Raw genomic sequence first — 20,583 nt, 5'->3', positions numbered from 1 at the left:
TAGCCGATTTCCCTAACCTGCGATACAATAAGGTGTACGAGATTTTTGGGAGAGCGAGGGCTGCTCAAATGAAATTTAAAAGCGTTTTCGATATTATTGGACCCGTGATGGTTGGTCCATCCAGTTCACATACAGCCGGAGCGGCTCGAATTGGACGCGTTGCTCGCACTTTGTTTGGTAAACAACCAAAAAAGGCGGAAATCACGTTTTATGGTTCCTTTGCAAAAACCTATCAAGGGCATGGCTCAGATGTAGCGACTGTGGCAGGTATCCTTGATTTCGATACAAGTGATTTACGATTGAAAGATTCTATACAGATAGCAAAAGACTTGGGAATTGAAGTTATTCTTACTACCTCGGAGCTACAGACGGAGCATCCTAACACGTCCCGGATTAAGCTCTCAGATGAGCATGATAGTGTGGAGATCGTTGGAATTTCTATTGGCGGCGGTAAGATGCTGATTACAGAAATTAACGGTTTCCAATTAACGTTGTCAGCCAGTGCACCTACGTTATTGGTGTTTCATGAAGATCGCTTTGGCATGATTGCCAAGGTATCTGAGATTTTGGCCGAACATCGTGTCAATATTGGCTTTATGGAAGTATCTCGACAGGTGCGCGGGAGTCTAGCTCTCATGATTATTGAGCTAGATACGCTTGTTGATCAGGTGACGATTCAGGAGATGGAAAGCTTGGCGTCCATTGAGCGTGTATTATTGTTGCCCACTGTATAAGCCTAGAGCTGTCGCAATTGGGTACTTTTATAAAAAAAACAGAGTCCCGTATATGGGAGTGGAGATAGAACTGGAAGGCAAGTGCTAAAAGGAGTTGAGGTCCATGTTTCGCAATGTAGCAGAGCTAGTGGAACTGGCGGAATCACAAGGAAAGCCCATTTCTCAAATCATGATTGATGCAGAGATGAACTTTTCTGAGCGGTCTCGTGAGTCTATTATGGAAGAGATGTATCGCAATCTGGATGTGATGGAAAAAGCGGTGCAACGGGGATTGACCGAAGATATTCGTTCGCATAGTGGTCTGACTGGTGGAGACGCTAAAAGGTTGCAACAATATATGAAGGAAAAACCGTTTTTATCAGGTAAAACGTTGTTAAATGCTGTAAGTATGTCTGTCGCTGTGAATGAAGTGAACGCGGCGATGGGGACGATTGTTGCCACACCAACAGCAGGTGCCTGTGGAATTGTACCTGGAACATTGTTTGCTGTATCAGGAAAGCTGAACCCGACGCGCGAGGAGATGGTGAATTATCTTTTTGCAGCGGGGGCGATTGGATATTGCATTGCCAACAATGCTTTTATTTCGGGAGCGGCTGGTGGTTGTCAAGCGGAGGTAGGATCTGCGACAGCGATGGCAGCAGCAGCGATCGTTGAAATGGCTGGAGGTACACCAAAGGAATCAGCACAAGCGGTGGCAATAGCTTTGAAGAATATGCTTGGTTTGGTCTGTGATCCGGTAGCTGGTTTGGTTGAGGTTCCTTGTGTGAAACGTAATGCGATGGGAGCAGCCATTGCAACAGTGGCTGCCGATATGGCGATGGCGGGAATTAAGAGTGTGATCCCTGCTGATGAAGTAATTTTAGCGATGTATCGTATTGGATGCAGTATGCCTAATACCCTGAAGGAAACGGCACAAGGCGGGTTGGCGGATACGAAAACAGGTCGTGCAATTGAGGCAAAAATCTTTGGTGTGCCGGTGAATCAGCATGATTGATTTGTTAGCTGGTCCTGTTAGCAACCTGCACGGAATTGGGGAAGAGAGGGCCAAAGATTTAGAGGCGTTGGGCATCTACAGCATCAAGGATTTAGTAGAGTATTTTCCGTCGCGCTATGAAGATTATCGCATTCGCGATTTAACTGAAGTGAAACATGAGGAGAGGGTTACTCTTGTAGGCACAGTCTACGGCGAACCCTCTGTTCGCTTTTTTGGCAAAAAAAAATCACGGATCAGCGTCAAAATTGTCATGGATCGCGTAGTGGTTACGGCTGTTTGGTTTAACCAAATGTATGTTAAAACGCAGTTATCTCCAGGTAAAGAGATCGTGGTGACAGGTAAGTGGGACAAGCATAAATTACAAATTACCGTGAGTGAAATGACACAAAAGGATTCACCGCGGGCGCAAAAACGCAATGATCTAGTCCCTGTTTACCCTTTAAGTGCGGGCATCAATCTTTTATTTTTACGAAAAACCATCCAGCGTGCTCTTGAGAAATACGGTAAGCTGATTCCGGAAATTTTGCCTCAGGAACTTCTGGAACGCTACCGCTTGTTGCCACGTCATGAGGCGATAGAGTTGATCCATTTTCCGGGGGATGCACAAGAAGGGCATCAAGCTCGTCGGCGAATTATGTTTGAAGAGCTATTTTTGTTTCAAGTGAAAATGCAGGCTTTTCGCCGTATAACACGCCAGCAGACCGAGGGGATTACCCAAGCCATTCCATTGGAGTTAGTGCGAAAATTCGTGTGTTCCCTACCGTTTCCGTTAACGGGAGCTCAGAAACGTGTGGTAAAAGAGGTGCTAGACGATATGCAGGCACCCTATGCGATGAATCGTTTATTGCAAGGAGACGTAGGCTCAGGTAAAACAGTAGTAGCAGCCATTGCCCTGTATGCCACAGTTAAGGCTGGCTACCAAGGGGCTTTAATGGTGCCGACAGAAATTTTGGCCGAACAGCATCTGCATTCATTAAAAAATTTATTAGAACCATTGGGGCTACAGATTGCATTGTTATCAGGCTCTGTTACAGGCAAAAGACGTCGAGAGCTTCTTGAGGCTTTGCAAACAGGTACTCTAGATGTAGTAGTTGGTACGCACGCACTTATTCAGGACGATGTATTTTTCTCCAAGCTGGGTCTGGTGATAACAGATGAGCAGCATCGTTTTGGAGTAGAACAAAGGCGTGTGTTACGTAACAAGGGACTCTATCCAGATGTTTTGTTCATGACAGCCACACCGATCCCACGTACGTTGGCAATCACGGCTTTTGGCGATATGGATGTCTCTGTAATCGATGAGATGCCTGCCGGACGTAAACCAGTAGAGACTTCATGGGCTAAGCATGAGCAGTTTCATCAGGTGTTAGAACGGATGCGGGCAGAATTATCACAAGGTCGCCAAGCTTATGTAATCTGTCCCTTGATTGAAGAATCGGACAAGCTGGATGTGCAAAATGCGATTGATGTGCATGCGCAATTAAGTATGTATTTTCAGGAGTATCAAGTGGGCTTGATGCATGGTCGTTTACCGTCCAAGGAGAAGGATGCAGTCATGCAGTTGTTTGCTAGTGCAAAAACCCAAATTCTTGTTTCTACGACCGTTGTAGAGGTTGGGGTAAACGTGCCCAATGCAACCTTCATGGTCATTTATGATGCCGAGCGATTTGGTCTTGCCCAGTTGCATCAGTTGCGGGGGCGTGTTGGTCGTGGTGCAGATCAGTCGTATTGTGTGCTCATTGCCGATCCGAAATCGGAAGTTGGAAAAGAACGGATGCGTGTCATGTGTGAAACGAACGACGGTTTTGAATTATCTCAACGCGACTTGGAACTGCGAGGTCCGGGTGATTTCTTTGGAACCAAGCAGAGCGGGGTGCCTGACTTTAAGGTAGCAGATTTACTCAGTGACTATAAAGCATTGGAGGTAGCTCGCCAGGAAGCAGCGGTTATGGTTAACACAGATAAGTTTTGGTCAGAGCCTGCGTATGCATATTTGCGCGCATACTTGCGAGAGCAGGGAATTTTGGATGGTACAGTTCTAGATTAGGTGGACTGCCACCTTCGTCTAGGGATCCGTTCGAAAAACATATACCGAACAGGAACCTGTGCTTATTAGTGCATACATGGAAAACCCCCTTTTGCTTCTTTAATATAGAAGAAAGAGGGGGTTACTCTTATTTTTCCAGAAACTGGTTTAAATAACGTGAATCGAGGGTATCTTTCTACTACTCGATGGAATCTAACAAAATCACATCTCCGCTTGATGCTAGCACTCCATAGTCGCAATCTAGTTTTCCGCACAATACATAATGGGTTCCGTCTGGATGTAATACATACATAGGTGTTAAAGTGATATGCTGTTTCAGTTTCTCGAAGGCGATTTCTTTTTCAATTGTAATAGGTTCAGCTTGCTCTAGATTCTCGTATACCTCTTTCCAAAAAAACTGATTATCGAAATAGGAAACGATTTGTAGCTGTTTAGAATCTAGGAACACGACGATTTTACCTGATATCACTTTGGTGCTAGAAACAGGTCGGAGCACTGCTTGGATATAGTTATTTTGCCGATACAGATAGGTTAGTCTCCAGCGTCCAGACTCTGTTGGATAGATAGAACGTAAAAAGTCTGATATCGCATGAATGGCTTGTTGCTGCTCATCCAATGTGATTGGCAGCATATCTGGATGTGATTCGTTAGAGAAGGCTTGTTCAGCCGTCACTTCCTCTTGGTTCTGAAACAGGGAAAGTTTTTGTTCCTCATAGGTAAGCGTTAATGGTGTTTTCCATTGAAATATGTGATCGATATCCAATCGAAAACGATTATCTACTAAAAATTCAAAGGGATATGTTGCTGATAGATCATTAGTGATATAAATCTCTTCGAGTGCATATGCCGGCACCCATTTATTTTCCTCCGTTGAGGGGAACTCGATTAAGCTGATTTGTTCGTCTGCGATTCGTAGCACATCCGCATCTAGGGTAAGTGTATACGGTTCTTCTTTAATCGTTTCTTTTACAGGAAACGACCTACTTACTGAAAAATCAATAAGTTGCCCCGCATCATTATGTGCTACGGTGATCATTCCCCCTGGAGAAAGAGGAATTCCGTTATGGCAGGCGATAAAATTGTAGGTGGTAGATGGCTGTTTCCGTCCATTTAGAATGAACTGCTCTTTATGGCGAAGTCCTGTTTCTTTTTCTATCCACTCAATTACTTCTGAAATAGTAGCAAAGCGTGAGGAACTCGTTGCAAATGTTTCTCCCCCGACAAAAATGACACTATTATAGCGTTTGGAGCTAATATCATATTCAATTACGGCTGTACCAGATGGATTCAGGTCTTCCTCCGTACGTTCTGTCACCCCATTTACAAACCATTCCATGCTTAATTGATAGGTTGTACCACGAATAGTATCCACGGTTGTATATAAACGGCTGGTATGTAAGTGATATGCTTGCAGACCAAATTTTTCGCTTGTAGCATTAATAATTTCTTGCAATCGTTTATCCATAATTATCACCTCTATTGGAAGATACGAGATTTCGTCTGAAAAGGTTTCACGGGAAACGTCCAGGCTGTTTTCGGAATGATACAGAATTACTACCCGGTCTTATGTGTACGTGAAAATAGATTGTGGCTCTTTCTTGATGCTGAAGGCTCTGAAAGATTTACTTACGTCCCGCCATGTACACTTCTTTACCGTCAGGGCTAGCCTGGATTTGATGGGACAATTTGAAGCGTTCTGGCAGGGTAACACTCTTATTTTGATCGACGTCATGTAATACAACAGCATAGCTACTTTCTTTCTCCGTGTCCATATTGACATTGATTAAGAAAGCAAGAGTAGTTGTATTAGGTAGCCATATGGCGTGTTTTATTTTTTCTGGCAGGTTCTGTGCAAGTGGTTTATCATCTTTTGTCACACTGCTTGGATAATAGAAATACTTATACGTACCATCATCCGATACTTGGAAGGAGGGGAAGTCAACCTCTTCTGAAGTCATCCATGTATGAGTTTTTTGGGTTTTCCAGTCAAAGATTAAGGGGAGTTCCCGATACTCTTTATTGGGAGTCAATCCGTTCATATATACAAGAACGATATTTCCTAAGTCTTCAAAAGTGATGGGAAGATAACTATCTGAAACAGAGCTTATGGCAGGAGTTCCTAGAAGGGCTTTAGACTGTTTTGTTAGTTTCTTGGTTTTTAGATCATAGATTCCCAGATCGAAATTCTCTACTTGTCGTTCGGTTCCCAAAGCCAGCAAAATCTTTTGATAATCTTTAGTAAAACTAGCTCCGTGTACGTATTCTGGTAATTGAATGCGATGAGCAGTCATATTTTTGGGTACATATTTCTCTAAGGATGTTTTGGGTGTTTCATAAAAGAACCCGCGTGTATCTGCAATGAAGTCACCTTTTCCTATATAAGTAGTATCCAGAGGGATCGGGTATTGTTGCGTAGTTTTTGTATTGATATCGTAGATGGAGCCCAGTTTGCGAAGTGGACCGTCACAATAGCAATAGTCTAAAAATCGTTCTTTTAACAAAAATCTTTTTTCCAAGCCGATGAGTGTCATGCTAGCTGGAGCATCTGTAAACTCTGTTAGTACGGTCACTTTATTGTCAATAAGAGATAATTTATACATCTGTTCTGGAGATTTCAGGTGGAGCTTAAGAAATTGTTCGTTTGTTAACACGTGTCCGCTTTTCGTTTTAGCACCTACTGGTTGTAATTGATATTCAGCAAAGGCGTCGGATTTATCTAGCTCTTGCTCCTGCTTAGCCCCTACTTTTAGCTCAACATCGCTGACCCAACTAAAGGAAAGGCTAGTGGGTATGGCCTCCGTATCTGTCACCACATTTTTACGTAAAGCATCTTCTACAGATTGTCTTTCCATCGTTTCACGGAAAAACAGGGTGTATTCCTGCTCATTGGGCGAAACCAGGGATTGCAGCGGAGAGTGAATTCGTGGCTCGCTGTTGAGCTGAATCCATACGTCCTGTTTGCTTAGATCAGGCTTAGGCACGAAAGGATTATTCTGTTGCGTATTTGCATCGCTTGGTGCTTGTCTTGCAAGTATGGACGTGTTCATAGCTGTGTGGGCAAATATGGGTTGAACTAGGGAGAAACCACATAAGAACGTACTACTCATGAGTATGAAAAGCCATTTTTTCATGAAAAGAAAAACCCCCTGTTTGATAGGAAATTTGATGGTAAATGATTACATATATAAGACGAAATAGAAAAAGAATAGTTGCGCACTTACATTCACATGATGAAAGCGTTTTTAATTGTGGCAAAGTTGCGTCATTTAACGGAAGTAGTTGGCGAAAGATTCTTTTTTCACTATGATGATTCTTAGTATCTACAGCACGATGGAAAGAGGAGCAGGGCAACATGTCTTTTTTACGCATTATCACTGGCTTGTGGCGAACGCAGGAAGAAACATATGAACAGGCTTGGGACCCCATGTTAGCCACGCGTTATTACGAGATGGATCAGACTGAGCTAGTACTGATTGTACTTTGGACCGTGGAACATTATTTGCCTAAGTGGCAGATCATTCATTTAGATGCAGAACGAGGGGAAATCATGTTGGAGACAACCGAATGGTTTCACCAATATGATGTGGTTATCTCTGTCTACTCCTTGTTTACAGGCAAAAGTACCATTGATGTTTTATCAGCAAAACGCTCCTGTATGGGTGATCTTGGGGCCTGTTATCGGCATGTTTCTCATTTTTTTGGTGCCTTGCACGCATCGTTGTCCTCTCAAGTGGAAGATGAGTATCAGGCTCATGATCTGTTTCAAAAAAGATTGCTACAAACATAGAACCAGTCTAAACCCGTATAAGGGTAGACTGGTTCTTTTTTTTTATGAGCGGACCGTATAAAATTTTATGGACGGTTATTTTTCTGAAACGCGGGATTTGCCAACGCCAGAGGGTAGACATTCACAACGTTTTAATTTAAGACTTTTCTTCTGATGGAAGTACTCCGAGTGCTACTTGAGCCATCTCTATATCCTCTTTTTTTCCGGTCGTTAACGCAAACATGGCAATCAAGACAGGATAGGCTGCCCATTGTTCGATGATATGTTCACGCATTCGTGGCCAAATTCGCCCTCCCGCGGCATGGTATTTTTTGAGTAGGGCATCAAGCGCAATCTCTCCAAAAATGGCGTAATACAGTACAAAGTCTGTTGCTGGATTAGAAACCTCAGCCTCTGTCCAATCCAATAGACCACTTACACGGTTGTCAATGTCAATCAAAATATGTGGTGGGTGCAAATCTCCGTGTACGAGGACAGAATGCTGTGGCCAGTACGTATCGTCAGAAGTCCATTTTTGCCACCGCTCCCACAGAGCTTCGGAAACACCTAGCTCACATTGTATCTGATCCATTCTCTTGATCATTGATTCCCTTGCTTCGGATGGATTCTGAATACGTATGCCGGCTGACGATGCTTGTTCATGATCAATCCCATGTAAGGCGGCGAGTGTGCTGGCTAATGAATCGATGAAAGAAGCAGGGAGTGCTTGATGGTCGATTTGGAACTTATATGCTTTTGCTTCTATATCCATCGTAGCGGCTGGAATTCCACGCAATTTCGGATAGGCGATTATCTCCTCTGTGAAAATTCGCCAATTCGGTATCTCGACGGGAAGGTGGTTCTGTACCAGCTTCAAAACATGGTGTTCATTGACGGCACGTTTGTATACATCCTGACGTCTAGGTTGGCGTAACACCCATGAAATGCCTTCCTCATCTTTCGCGAATGCCACACGGAAGTCCATCCCTGATTCATTTATTTCCACCTGAGTATCCTGTAATATGAGACCATTTTTCCTGGCGATGGTTAGCATTTCTTGATCAGATGTCATAGATTATGCACCCTTTGTTTACATAGAATGGTGTTTCACTAGACTGGACAACAAAAAAACACAGACTCGTTGCCTGTGTTTCGATAATTGGAAAAGGAGATCGCAAAAAAATCCCTTGGTCATGGAATCGAAAATAGATAGATATGCGTAACGATTATTTGTCCATGATGAGCGACAGTAGAAAGAAGGCATACAAAAAAAGAGGGCAGATGCGTCCCTCCCTCTTTCAGCATATGACTAAATAGGGTTTTCTTGTAAGGCAGACCAATCCCGATTGCTCTACTCACAGGCAGAGGCTTTGAGCACTATTAAATTGTAGTGTACAAAATTCTCATTCGGATATATTGATTTGCCACACATAACCCTCCGTTCCTATAAAGTAACCCGATTTTAGCACAGTACCCAGTCGTTTACAATAAAATCAAAACAATATGTAAAAAAACAGGTAGCTAGTTGTCACATTTTAGTGGGGGTGATTCGTTTACATGGTGAAGGGGAGTGAGGGTTGGATGAGGCGAATCTTCGTCAGATTGTTACTGACTAATATAAAAGTAGGCGCAAACAGTAAAAGATTGATAGAAAAGGACTTCTACTTAATTCCACCAGGCACTAAATCCCCTAACGATGTATCTTGTATTAGTCGTTTTATACATGATTTCATCAGTTCATAGTTCATGATAGAAGCCTAGAAAGTCTGTGTTTTGAGATAGAGGGGAATTTTACCTTTCCCTACAGTATAATGAAGAACATATATTCCTTTAGTAGGGAAGGTGCACCCATTCGGAGTGGGAAACCATAAAACCTATCCTTTTTCGTAACAAGCTTTGAAGAAGTCAGGAAGTCATTGTAAGACCAATTTCTGACTTCTTTGCAACCCCCTCCTGCTTCCTAATATCAATTCCTTATATTTTATCTTAAATTCTATAGCAACAAAGGTCTTTTTACTTTCGGTGTGAATGATCTTTGGACTGTTTAGTTGCATAACCTGTTGAATCAAAAAATTATACAATACGAACATGGAGCAGGTGTGTTAATAATGGAGATAGGTAAAGAGGCTAGTGCAGTGATTGCATACAATCATGGAGCAGGAAGTTGAAATAAACCCAGCACTTTCTAAACGAGAGAGAGTGCTGTTTTTTACCGTTTTTCTAAGTATAGGTTTTTTTGTAGAATGGTTTATAGTAATAATTAGAATAATTATACATAAAAAGGAAGGTGATTGTTTTCAGAACGTCCAACTGTTATCAAAGTAGGACTGTTAAGGAGTTTAAAATTCAGAAAATAACAAATGTTTAAGGGGGATTTTTTATGAAGAAAAGTATTTTATTTCTTTCAGTTTTAGGACTTGCTCTATCTCCAGTCACGTCTCTAGCAAGTTCCAATAAGCAATCAGATGAAAATAAGATTACATCCCAATTACAATCTTATTTTGATACAGAGCTCTCCTCTATCGAAAATAAAGATAAAGACAGCCTACAAGACCTCCGAAATATGTTTGACAATGACAACAAAGAAGTGCAAGAAATAGTGGATTATGAAATCGAACGAGCAAAATTTTTGATCGACTCACATAATGAAGATGGTACTAAAATCAATGGCTTTAAAAATAAAATAGATATCAAAAATATTGAGGTTAAGGGGGATACAGCCAATGTCACATTGTCACTTACCCAAAATATTGAATACTCTTTTCTCAAGGATACTTTCGAAAATGAGATTGACCATAAGGTAGAATTGATAAATCAAAATGGTGAATGGCTCATTGTTAAGGACGAATATATGGATAACTTAAAAGAATTATTCGATGTCGGTACTGATTTCAAACGCCTAGGAAAGGAAACTGTTTCTTTAGAACAAACTAAGGAAGAGAATATTCCACAAACGTGGGCGGAAAAACGAGCAAAAATTGAACGAACAGGTGAGGTATCAATGTTTAAAATTCCTGGGGATAGATGGGACGGTTACAGCGCATCTGATCGAGAAGACGCTGTATACTATGCTAAAAAGTATACGGATAGTAGCAATACTACCTCAACGTCCAATTACAATAACAGCCAATTCAAAGCCTATGGAGACACAGATTGCCAAAACTTTGTTTCTCAAGCAATCTGGTATGGACTAGGTGGTAGAGATAGTTCTACAAAGGATTACCCTATGAGAAGCGATTGGTGGGCCAATAAAAAAGGAGAAACTTCTACTTGGAATTGGACAGGGACAAAATATTTTTATAAGTTTATTACTAGAAATGACAGCAATGATGATTATGGTATCCAAGGAGGCGCATCCTCTTCACCAAAGTTGATCGAGGCTGGAGACTTCATATATGTACCTGGACATGTGATGTTCGTAACACGAGTTGATGATGATAATAACAATGATAAAACAGATTATGAAGAAATCTACATCAGTGCACATACCAATAATCAAAAAAATAAGAATTTAAAGGCATTGTATGGGGGAGCAAGCCCATCAAAATTAGATATGGAATTCATGCTAATCTATGGTAACAAGTGGAATGAAGAAGAATAAAATAAATAAGAGGATAAGTAGTGTCAAGATTAATCTTGACACTATACTTCTTTAGGAGGATAGCAAATGAAAAAAATCGTAATCAGTTTTATAGTGGGTGCCTCAATCGTAGGTAGTACGTTTTATTTCTCGAATTCAAAAGAAACAAGTTCAGCCAATTCAACAGCTAAGATTGCCGAAATTGAAAACCCAAGCGAGACAGACGCGGAAGTAAGAAAGAACATCATGAAAAGATATGTAGATGATATTGACTCCATTTTCAAAGAGATTGGGCCAGCGCTACCAGTATTAAAAATTGAAGATAAGAATCAGGTAGAAAAAGTGAAAACAGCTCAAGAATGGATTATTAAGAATGGTGAATTGGATAAAGGAAATGAGATTGTTTTGAGTCTATCAGATGATGGTGAGGGACAAAATAACACCTTTATTGTAGGTGCGATGATATTTAAAAAACAGGCAGAGAGTGAACTAAATATGGAATCAATGAACATAGAAAGACTAAGATATGGTCAAATTATTTTAGTGAAAGAAAACGGCAAGTGGAAAGTAAAAGAATTTATACGCAAATTGTGATTTTTATAGAGGTGGCCACACTTGTCTCCTAAGCTCGCTATACCTCGGAAATCAGTGTCTGTATCCGTACATGCTACAATTACGACTAAGAAACTAATAAAAACCCTGCGCTTTCTTGAAGTGCACCCTCATATGGTACAATTTTTAAAAATTAGACAGGTGATATAGAGATGGATATAAAGGTAAGGGATTATTTGGATGCTGACTATAATGAATTTCTTGAAATGGTAAGTTCCCTCTATAGCAAAGATCTTGAAGGTCAACCAATGAACCGTACGAAAGTAAACGCTACTATTAACGAGTGTAAAAAAAATCCACAAAAGGTTCGGATTATCATTTTATTAAACAACAATGAAATTATCGGATATTCAATACTGGCTTACTTTTGGAGTAACGAGTATGGTGGAAACATTCTATTCATAGATGAGTTATACGTTAAAGAAGATTCTAGAAGTAGAGGGATAGGTGCTTATTTTCTTAATTGTATAGAGAAAATGGATAATATCGTAGCCCTTCAGCTAGAAACAAATCCTTCCAATAAGAGGGTGTTTAACTATTACACAAGATTAGGGTTTGAAGTTGTGGGAAATACTCAATTGATCAAAACTAAAGGATACTAATACGTCAATCTGAATAGCGTCACAAGTCAGAGATTGAGCGTATCTTTGAAAAGAAGGATGTTGAGTAAGAACGCGAGTTATGCAGTTTCACACTGAATTCCAGGACAAGCTACAGAAGGCAAATGAAGAATATACAGCTAAAATTCAATCTCTATATGAACGCATCGAACAGTTGCGAGAAGATCATGAGCAAGAGTTAAAACTACAAAGCGAATCTTATAATAAGCAAATTACAGAATTGAAAAAGCAAGGAAAATGTTGAGCTAACTGAAGGGGCGAAAAAGAAGAAATAGAAATATTTAGGTGCCGGTAATCTTCTGTGGATTGGAGATATCGGTATTCTTTATTTTTTATGGAGTTTTGAATCATTTATCCGATGAAATTTGAAAGGATGTATCCGCATTTAGGTATCTTTTTTATCTGAACTGTCTGTTTAAATTATTCTACTTAAGAAATAACAAATCGATAAAAACATTCTTAAATAACGATATTGTTGACTATGTATATAAGGCAGATGTTGGTGGCCTTCCTAATGCAGTCCTAGATATCATGCCTGAAAAAATGGAAGATGACTTTGATTCTCCCGTAGACAGAAAAAAAAATACTGGTCGATTTGAGGGAAGAACCTTCTACGAAAAGTAGACCTGATACTCCTCTAGAGCGTAACTCATACTTCAAAAAGTTATTCAACAATAACTGATTTGTGATAAGTGTCGAATTATTTCACGACACTTATCTCTTTTTCATGTATCTCACTTGTTATAAAGGAGGGTTCCCCCAGATGAAAAAAATCTTTAACATGTTCATTCTTATTGTATCTGTAGTGATCAATGCCTGTACACCAAATACAAGCACCACCAACACTACAACTGTTCCGCCCTCAGCCACAAATGCTGTAGAACATAACAATTCTGACTATTTTTCTCTCACCTTGACAAACAAACAAAGTGAAAACTATTTTTTTACATACGATATAGATACGAAAATCATAAAAGAAGTCGCTAAAACCCCTGATACCGCTCAATACCCTCTTGGAGCCGTTGACCTAAATAATCAGTCACTCTATTATTCCGAACGTGATTCTACAGGGTCCGATCAACTGGTAAAACTTGATCTAGCTACGAAAAAGAAGGAGAAATTGACCACCAATTTATTTGCAATCAATTATATTATCCCAGTGGGAAATCAAATTATTGTAGCCGCTGCCGAAAAAACAAAATCCTCGGTCCAATTAGCTTCGTATGACTTACAAACAAAAAAACTATCATTTTGGGTTCCCCAAAATGATGACGATACCGCAGTAGAACATCTAATGTATAACCCATTTACAAAAAAGCTGTATGCTACTCTCTATTCTACTCAGGAACGCAGATCACTTTCCAGAAAAGCAGCGAAAGAACAAGCACCTGACGTAGATGCGGCCACTCATCGCGTCGTCGAATACGATATGAATCAAGGGGAACAAATAAAACAAAGAGAATTATACAAAGCAAAAGAAGTAATCAGATTATTCTCTGTCTCAACAAATACAGAAGTTGCACTGATAAAAAGTGGCTCTAAGGTTTTTAAAGAAAAACAATTGTATCTCTACTACTTTCATTCAGGCAAAAAAGAGCCACTTATTATTCCAGAACTAAATACAATCGAAGAGGCATATTTTGCTCCTGACAAACAAGGCCTTTTCATAAAAGGAAACCTTAAAACGACTCTGAAAAATAATGACGTAACAGTAGACGGGCCACCAAATGGATTATACTATTATGACTTCAAAACTCGTAAAATTACCAAAATATATTCAAAGTCCGACAGCTATATTAATAATTTCATACTGCTAGAGGATCCATCCAAATAACCAAGAAACCCCGTAATAAGCTACGGTATCCTTTGCATGCAACAATGGCAGTCCAGAACAAAAGTTCTAGACTGCCATTGTTTTATCTAATTCCTACTTGTTCGCTGGAAAGCTTTGATAGGTATTCCAAACTCCTAAAGTGGAGCTGTCTTTCATTTTAATGTCAGAGATGTACCATTTTTCTTTTCTCTTAGATCATGAGAAAAAACAGAAAATTGGATAGCTCCGTTGCGATCTGTAACGGCTTTACTCCATACTTCAGCTATTTCTTTAGAACTGGTTGGGGTAATTGTACCTTCTAACATCGCTATTCGTTTTAGATTGCGGTATAGTTCCCATAATGTTGAAGGTTATATTGGAGCTGATCTTTTTTCCAGGGGGTGCTGAATCGGTAACTTTTATGATCAACGTATTTATCTTTCTTTTTTCAGCTTCGATTTTGTTCTTTCATGCATTTTCGTTAATAATTTTTCTAAGACCTGACATTCTTCTTGAGTAAATTCTTCTAGTAAAGAGGCACAAGAGGACCAGAAAACCGGTAACGAGCGAAAAGTAATCTCTTTTCCTTTTTCTGTGATCTTGATGATTAATCTCCTACGATCTTGTGGGTGGCTGTATCGTATAATAAGCCCTCGTTTTTCCATCCAATCGAGTAGGCTTGTGACAGAAGCACGTTCAATACCTAACCGATCAGCTATAGCTGATGGACTCATATTAGTTTCTTCTTCACTGGCGCAAAATGAATAACAACAAGAAACCTAATTTACTTTCGGAGATTCCAAGAGATGCTAAGTCTATATCGACGGCATCTAACACATTATCGGAGACCCATTAAATAAAGGTTTATGTAAATGAATTGGTAGTCCGCGTATCTGTCGACTGTATAAAATTACCTCCGCGTTCATAGTATAAATAAGAACATGCGTTTGCTATACTGTTTAATGAGAATATATGTTCGATAGGAGTGTTCGATATGAACAAGAAGCGGGTGATTTTTCTAATCGATATGCAAAGCTTTTACGCAAGCGTTGAGAAAGCAGCCAATCCGGATCTTCGTGATCAAGCGGTCGTGGTGGCTGGTGATCCGAAGAGGCGGAGCGGTGTGATACTAGCTGCTTGTCCATTAGCAAAAGCATATGGCGTGACCACAGCAGAGCCTTTGTGGCAAGCCGAACAAAAATGCCGTCATCTTGTGGTAGTACGCCCCCGCATGCAACGTTATTTGGAGGTAGCGGCGCAGATTACGCTTATTTTTGAATCCTTTACCGATCTAGTGGAGCCCTTTTCGATTGACGAACAGTTCCTAGATATCACGGGCAGCTTGCGGTTATTTGGTACTGATCCGGAAGTGATTGCGACTAAGATTAGACAACGTGTTCTCATGGAGACGGGTGTAGTCTGTCGAGTGGGAATTGGCGAGAATAAGGCTTTGGCTAAAATGGCGTGCGATATGGCTAAAAAGCGAGAAAATGGTATTTTTTGTCTTAAAAAAGCGGAACTAGATGAAACGCTGTGGCAGTTACCCATTGAAAAGTTGTTTGGTGTGGGCTCACGGATGAAGCGTCATCTTCATCGTATGGGTCTGTACAAAATTGGTCAGCTAGCAGAAACATCACTTGAGGTCATGATTAAGCGCTTTGGAGTAAATGGAGAAGTGCTGTGGCGGACTGCACATGGCATTGATGAGTCACCTGTGTCGGTTAAGGCGCATGATGTTCAGAAAGGAATTGGTCACCATATGACATTGCCGCGTGACTATCATACAGCGGCAGAGATTAAGGTGGTTTTGTTGGAGCTATGTGAAGAAGTGTGTCGCAGGGCTAGAAGCAAAGAACGAATGGGCTGGGTCATATCTGTTGGATGTCGAGGGGCAGATTTTGATGTGCCGACAGGTTTTTCCCGCCAAATGAAAATGCTGGAGCCTACGAACGATGCGATGACGATTTATGCAGTTGTCTTGGAGTTATTTGAGCGTCATTGGGAGCATTCCCCGGTACGTAGCGTGGGCGTTCACATTGGACAATTGACACCAGATGATGTGTGTCAGCTTAGTTTATTTGAAGACAAAATGAAAAAGCGATCTCTTGCCTACACCATGGATGGCATTCGATCTCGCTTTGGCAATGATGCGATTATACGCGCAGTCTCGGTGCTCTCGGCCGGTCAAGTGAAGGAGAGAGCACACAAGATCGGGGGACACTATAAATGAGCCAGCCAGCCGTTCCTACCGAATGGCAGGAGCATGTGCGCGAATGTATCTTGTTTGATTTGTTGTTTAAAGTGGCAATGGTGGATCGGCAGACTTTGCGACAAATTCCATTGTCCCTCTCCTATATCAACTTATTAGAGCACCTGTCGCGTTGGGCAGAGCGTAGACATCATTATCTGCGCAGAGCCCTACTAGACAGAGGATGCGAAGTGATTGGCACACAGACCAAAGAGGGGTTGTATCGGGTGCAGGCCCGGCTCAATGGCTATGTACACGAACTACTCTACTCCCCCGAATTATTGCGGGCAGAATGTCAGGCGCGTGTCCAGCAATGGCTGACGGGAGAGGAGCAGCAGGATGGTGCAGGAAGTGGAGGCAAGCAGGGGATTGGTTGAAAACTAGAGATTTCCCAAAACCGAGTGTGCTGCTTAATATCTACGTCATGATCTCACTTTCTCATGCTACAGCTTTACGTTCTCAGCGTGTTTAGCTAGCTCTCGCTTCATGCGTCTCCCACGTGTCATTAAGAAGAACAGGTAAGCTAGCACATAGGTCACCATGGCTAAAGCGGAGATTCGATACATGATCGCATAATTGGCACTAGATGCTACTACGCCGAGCAACATAGAACCGATCGCAACTCCCAAGTCAATAGAGTTGAGAAAAGCAGCGTTAGCCATTCCTCGCTTATCGGGGCTCACTTCCTTAATGATCCAAGCTTGCATAGAAGGCTGCAAGGTTCCGTAGCCTAAACCATACAATACAGCCGAACAGATAAGACCTATCATACCAGTAGTGAAGGAGAGGGATAGTAGACCAGCGATGACTAGCAAAGCACCAGGAATCAGAACAGCTATATGTCCTTTTTGGTCAAAGATTTTGCCAGATAGCGGGCGAATGCACAGAATTGCTAGCGCGTTAAACAAAAAGAAGTTACCTACATTGTCGATCTGCATTTCTTTTCCGAATAAAGCTAAAAAGCTAAGTAAGCCGCCATAAGTAACTGACAGCAAGAGGTTTAAAAAGCAGGGAAGCAAGATGTTTTTATCCAGAAATGAAGCGCGGCTGGATGGTACAGATTCTAGTACTGATTGCGTGTTGAACGCCTTAACGTCTGTTTGCATAATGGGTTCGGTATTTGTAGTAGCTACATGATTTTCTTTTGGCAAAACTAGGTACAGCAAAGGGAAGATCAAGAAAATCAACAGAGTAGAAGAGGTAGTCAATGCTCCAAAGCCATACGTTGCTAATACCCATAGTCCAATCATCGGCGCAATAGACATGGCTAGGCTTGTAGATAAACCGAAGTAACCCATCCCTTCTCCAATACGGCGAATCGGAATGACGTGGGAAACCATCGTGGGGAAGGTTGTACTGGACATCCCAAAGCCGATTCCGTAGCAAACTCGCATAACAAGCAACATGGCTATGGTTCCACACCAATAGTAACCGGCTGTAGAGAGGGCGGCAATTGCTAATCCTGAGAATAGTAAGAAGGTCATCTTACCACGCTTCAGCAACTCACCTGCGAATAACCGTGTCACAATGGCAGACAAGGCAAAGAGACTTGTCACTAGACTGATCATAAAGTCATTAGCATGGAAGGTCTCTTTGACATAGGCCGGAAAAGCGGGGAGGATCATTTGTAAGTTAAGAAATAACAACAGATTACAGACAGTTAACAGTATAAATTTTTTAGACCAAAGTTTCTCTTGTTCTCCTAACAAAACGTACCACTCCTAAGACTCTATCTGTTTTTGAGCATTCTCACTCATTTGTTGTAAAAGCTGTTTCATAAACGCCAGATCAGCATCCGAAATGTGGTGAAGTGCTTCCTGAATGGTTTGCTGCTCGATGGGAAGTGTTTGTTTGACCATTTCTTTGCCAGCATCGGTTAAAAAAAGCAAAAAAGCGCGACGATCATTTTCGGACGTTTTTTTGTGAATCAATCCTTTTTTATAGAGTACATCCAAAATTCGGGTTGTAGTCGGTTGATCTTTGGATGTGCGATGTGCTAGTTCTTTTTGATTAATACCGTCTTGTTTATCCAATTGATACAAAAGTGAAAATTGCTCGGTAGTAATATCAAAGTCCTTTAAGCGCGAAGAGAGCAGATAAACGATTTTGCGGTAGGTCTGCCCCAGCATAAAGCCTATAGAATCCTCGGATACAATTTGTTTGGTCAAGGGAGTTCCTCCTTTCTAAGAAAATACTTGCTATGACAATTATATGTAAGACAATTATTTTTGTAAATATCTTTAGTTGAACGAACTTTTGATATGAGGGAACCCAGACTCGTCATAAAATGCCCGAATAGGATCGACCCTACGTTATTACGATGATGAGGGAGAACAGCGTATGGTAGGGCATGTGCTACATGTTGATCCTGTGTCACAACGACTTAAGCTACAGACGGAGAACGGAGTATCTTGGCTTAACTACCAAAGAAATTTGGCTGCTGAAGTGGAGGAGAGCTGGTGAAAGCTGGTGAAAGGATTAGCTACCAAGCAGTTATTCAAAAAAATTGTTGGTTTTGAAAAGAATGTGGATGATAAAAGGAAAAATAAACATGAGCAAATATCATGGAAATACAGAGAAAATGAGTAGTAACGTAAAAAATCAAGATTGGCAAAGATTGAACGATCTATTTTACGTTTCTAACTGAAATTATGTATTTTTCACTGGATTTTTGTGCGAAAATGCATTTTGCGTTGGGAACCCTTTTCGCTGTATTGTATGTAACGTGAGATTTATACCAAAACACGCATGAGCACAAAAGGGGATTACAAATGTTAGCACAAGAGATGGGCATGGTTTTAACCAAGCACGCGGAATTGATGGATGCAAAGCGTTGGGCGAATCTGATTGAACAAATGGAAAAGAAGGGTTTGTACGTCGTTATCGAGACAGACACCAACTGCCGCATGCTCAGTCCACTAGGTGGATTGATGCCGATGCCTTCGAAAAATCAACAGCTGACGGTTTTGACAGAAGAAGAATTGCTAGCAAAAGGCCTAGATGTTGGCCATCATATCGTAAAAAAGCAAGTAGATGTCACTAGCGGATCATAAAAGTCAAACGAAACGAAAACACTCAAACAACTAAACCTACTAAAATGAAACTAATTACACACGAATGCAACTGCTGCATGGCTCTCTTTCGCTTGGAAAGAGAGCTTTTTATTCCTTCTTTATTTTTTGCCCACCTTTTTCTTATTTTGAGATTAATAATGATTAGCTTACACACCCCTATAAAAACAAAACAGACTGCCTCAGATGAGCTAGCCTGTATGTTTTGGATGAGTGCATGTTACAAGAGCATATTCAAAAGGAAACAAGAAAGCTGAACTCAAGTGGCTGCTTATCCCATTTAAATGACGATTAGATACATATGTATGAAAAATATGAATGATAAAGTAAAATGGCGCTTGTTAGCAAAAAATAGTAGAACTTTCGATAGTAAACAAGACATAATGGTTAGCAACAGAGAAATTTGGATGAACATGTCCCAAAAAAATGCTTAAACCTTTTTCTAAAGCTAGCCTACTTTCGTTGTTTAGATAATTGTTGTTGCAATTGAATAAGCAAGCGTCTCGTTTCGGGAGTTTGGAGAGGAAGATCAGTAGCTTGTCTTCCTCTTTGCTGATAACCCGTCATATTCCATTTTTGTTCCTGTGCCAACCAGATGCGCCGCTTGATTTGTTCCCATCGACGGGAGGCCAATGAGATAGGTACGCGAAAAGCTAGAGCTAGCTGATTTAGCCAATCCCGCTCATATCTTGGCATGGTTAATGTCTGAAGTAAATAAAAGGGCATAGCTGCGTACAGTTGAAAGTGACCTGCCTGCATTTCCTGTAAGTCGCGCAGAGCAGGTGGCAAAGAAAGCTGGTTGCCAGAGTGACGCAATGGATGACATAATTCATGAAAAAATTCTGCTCGTCGTTGGGTTTCTGATAAATGCTGGTGTAAAAAAATGAGAAAGTCTCCGCTTTTCTCGCACCATCTTACGTGGGATGGTAGCCTTGTAAAAGCAATTTCGCCTCCAAACAACTCGGCAATCTCTTCTAGATGCAATTCCTCAGGGGCTAGAAAGCCATGTCTTTGATAGCTAGCGGAAATCCAGTCTTCTAAAGGTGTCATTTGATATAATTCGAGATTCATGAAAACCCCCTCCCTCCTAAATTATAA

Annotated in this window: 19 protein-coding genes and 2 pseudogenes; 14 read left to right on the top strand and 7 right to left on the bottom strand. The window is 41.0% G+C overall.

Annotated features, from left to right (window positions below; translation table 11 throughout):
* Positions 1-68 precede the first annotated feature (68 nt).
* The 3 genes from sdaAB to recG all read left to right on the top strand — a co-directional run bounded on the left by sdaAB (position 69) and on the right by recG (position 3,775).
* A complete protein-coding gene (gene sdaAB, locus EEL30_24050; protein QDX95872.1) occupies positions 69-734 on the top strand; it encodes an L-serine ammonia-lyase, iron-sulfur-dependent, subunit beta in 666 nt (221 codons plus the stop codon).
* Between the two features lie 103 nt (positions 735-837).
* Positions 838-1,728: an L-serine ammonia-lyase, iron-sulfur-dependent, subunit alpha gene (gene sdaAA / locus EEL30_24045; protein ID QDX95092.1), complete on the top strand. Its 891-nt coding sequence runs from the start codon at positions 838-840 to the stop codon at positions 1,726-1,728.
* Positions 1,721-3,775, top strand: coding sequence for an ATP-dependent DNA helicase RecG (recG, locus tag EEL30_24040; GenBank protein QDX95091.1), 2,055 nt, complete (start codon positions 1,721-1,723; stop codon positions 3,773-3,775). Before sdaAA ends, recG begins: the two co-directional genes overlap by 8 nt.
* A gap of 178 nt (positions 3,776-3,953) precedes the next feature.
* Here the strand turns inward: recG and EEL30_24035 are convergent, their stop codons facing one another.
* Both EEL30_24035 and EEL30_24030 read right to left on the bottom strand, forming a co-directional pair.
* Complete coding sequence (locus tag EEL30_24035; GenBank protein QDX95090.1) at positions 3,954-5,240, bottom strand: hypothetical protein; 1,287 nt, start codon at positions 5,238-5,240, stop codon at positions 3,954-3,956.
* A 157-nt stretch (positions 5,241-5,397) separates the two neighbouring features.
* Positions 5,398-6,906 (bottom strand): hypothetical protein, encoded by a 1,509-nt coding sequence (locus EEL30_24030; protein QDX95089.1) that lies wholly within the window; start codon positions 6,904-6,906, stop codon positions 5,398-5,400.
* Between the two features lie 221 nt (positions 6,907-7,127).
* Here EEL30_24030 and EEL30_24025 point away from each other — a divergent pair, with 221 nt between their 5' ends.
* Positions 7,128-7,562, top strand: a complete 435-nt coding sequence (locus EEL30_24025; GenBank protein ID QDX95088.1) for a hypothetical protein — start codon at positions 7,128-7,130, stop codon at positions 7,560-7,562.
* A 136-nt stretch (positions 7,563-7,698) separates the two neighbouring features.
* Here the strand turns inward: EEL30_24025 and EEL30_24020 are convergent, their stop codons facing one another.
* A complete protein-coding gene (locus tag EEL30_24020) occupies positions 7,699-8,613 on the bottom strand; it encodes a hypothetical protein (protein ID QDX95087.1) in 915 nt (304 codons plus the stop codon).
* Positions 8,614-9,680: 1,067 nt separating this feature from the next.
* Here EEL30_24020 and EEL30_24015 point away from each other — a divergent pair.
* From EEL30_24015 to EEL30_23990, 6 genes are all read left to right on the top strand, one after another.
* Positions 9,681-9,866: a hypothetical protein gene (locus EEL30_24015; protein QDX95086.1), complete on the top strand. Its 186-nt coding sequence runs from the start codon at positions 9,681-9,683 to the stop codon at positions 9,864-9,866.
* Positions 9,867-9,921: 55 nt separating this feature from the next.
* A complete protein-coding gene (locus EEL30_24010) occupies positions 9,922-11,142 on the top strand; it encodes a hypothetical protein (protein ID QDX95085.1) in 1,221 nt (406 codons plus the stop codon).
* Between the two features lie 66 nt (positions 11,143-11,208).
* Entirely contained in the window at positions 11,209-11,715 is a 507-nt protein-coding gene (locus EEL30_24005; protein QDX95084.1) for a hypothetical protein, read from the top strand.
* A gap of 170 nt (positions 11,716-11,885) precedes the next feature.
* Positions 11,886-12,335: a GNAT family N-acetyltransferase gene (locus EEL30_24000; GenBank protein ID QDX95083.1), complete on the top strand. Its 450-nt coding sequence runs from the start codon at positions 11,886-11,888 to the stop codon at positions 12,333-12,335.
* Positions 12,336-12,414: 79 nt separating this feature from the next.
* Entirely contained in the window at positions 12,415-12,597 is a 183-nt protein-coding gene (locus EEL30_23995) for a hypothetical protein (GenBank protein QDX95082.1), read from the top strand.
* Between the two features lie 519 nt (positions 12,598-13,116).
* On the top strand, positions 13,117-14,187 hold the full coding sequence (locus tag EEL30_23990) for a hypothetical protein (protein ID QDX95081.1): 1,071 nt from the start codon (positions 13,117-13,119) through the stop codon (positions 14,185-14,187).
* Positions 14,188-14,600: 413 nt separating this feature from the next.
* On the opposite strand, the pseudogene EEL30_23985 reads toward EEL30_23990, so the two are convergent.
* Positions 14,601-15,003: pseudogene (locus EEL30_23985) on the bottom strand (MarR family transcriptional regulator).
* 157 nt (positions 15,004-15,160) lie between these two features.
* Here EEL30_23985 and EEL30_23980 point away from each other — a divergent pair.
* Positions 15,161-16,396, top strand: a complete 1,236-nt coding sequence (locus EEL30_23980) for a DNA polymerase IV (protein QDX95080.1) — start codon at positions 15,161-15,163, stop codon at positions 16,394-16,396.
* Entirely contained in the window at positions 16,393-16,791 is a 399-nt protein-coding gene (locus tag EEL30_23975; protein QDX95079.1) for a hypothetical protein, read from the top strand. The genes EEL30_23980 and EEL30_23975 overlap by 4 nt, the downstream gene beginning before the upstream one ends.
* A gap of 66 nt (positions 16,792-16,857) precedes the next feature.
* On the opposite strand, the gene EEL30_23970 is transcribed toward EEL30_23975, so the two are convergent.
* Positions 16,858-18,123 carry an MFS transporter gene (locus tag EEL30_23970; GenBank protein ID QDX95078.1) on the bottom strand — a complete coding sequence of 422 codons (1,266 nt, stop codon included), beginning with the start codon at positions 18,121-18,123 and terminating at the stop codon, positions 16,858-16,860.
* A 12-nt stretch (positions 18,124-18,135) separates the two neighbouring features.
* Positions 18,136-18,582 carry a MarR family transcriptional regulator gene (locus EEL30_23965; protein QDX95077.1) on the bottom strand — a complete coding sequence of 149 codons (447 nt, stop codon included), beginning with the start codon at positions 18,580-18,582 and terminating at the stop codon, positions 18,136-18,138.
* Positions 18,583-18,718: 136 nt separating this feature from the next.
* Here EEL30_23965 and EEL30_23960 point away from each other — a divergent pair.
* Together EEL30_23960 and EEL30_23955 are read left to right on the top strand one after the other, a co-directional pair.
* Positions 18,719-18,877 (top strand): annotated as a pseudogene (locus tag EEL30_23960) (YolD-like family protein).
* A 308-nt stretch (positions 18,878-19,185) separates the two neighbouring features.
* A complete protein-coding gene (locus tag EEL30_23955) occupies positions 19,186-19,467 on the top strand; it encodes a hypothetical protein (GenBank protein ID QDX95076.1) in 282 nt (93 codons plus the stop codon).
* Positions 19,468-19,938: 471 nt separating this feature from the next.
* Here the strand turns inward: EEL30_23955 and EEL30_23950 are convergent, their stop codons facing one another.
* Positions 19,939-20,556: an ImmA/IrrE family metallo-endopeptidase gene (locus EEL30_23950; protein ID QDX95075.1), complete on the bottom strand. Its 618-nt coding sequence runs from the start codon at positions 20,554-20,556 to the stop codon at positions 19,939-19,941.
* Positions 20,557-20,583 lie beyond the last annotated feature (27 nt).

Source organism: Brevibacillus laterosporus, assembly GCA_007833815.1.
GTDB lineage: Bacteria > Bacillota > Bacilli > Brevibacillales > Brevibacillaceae > Brevibacillus_B > Brevibacillus_B laterosporus_D.
The sequence above is the reverse complement of the archived record's forward strand: the minus strand, read 5'-3'. Positions and strand labels throughout refer to the sequence as shown.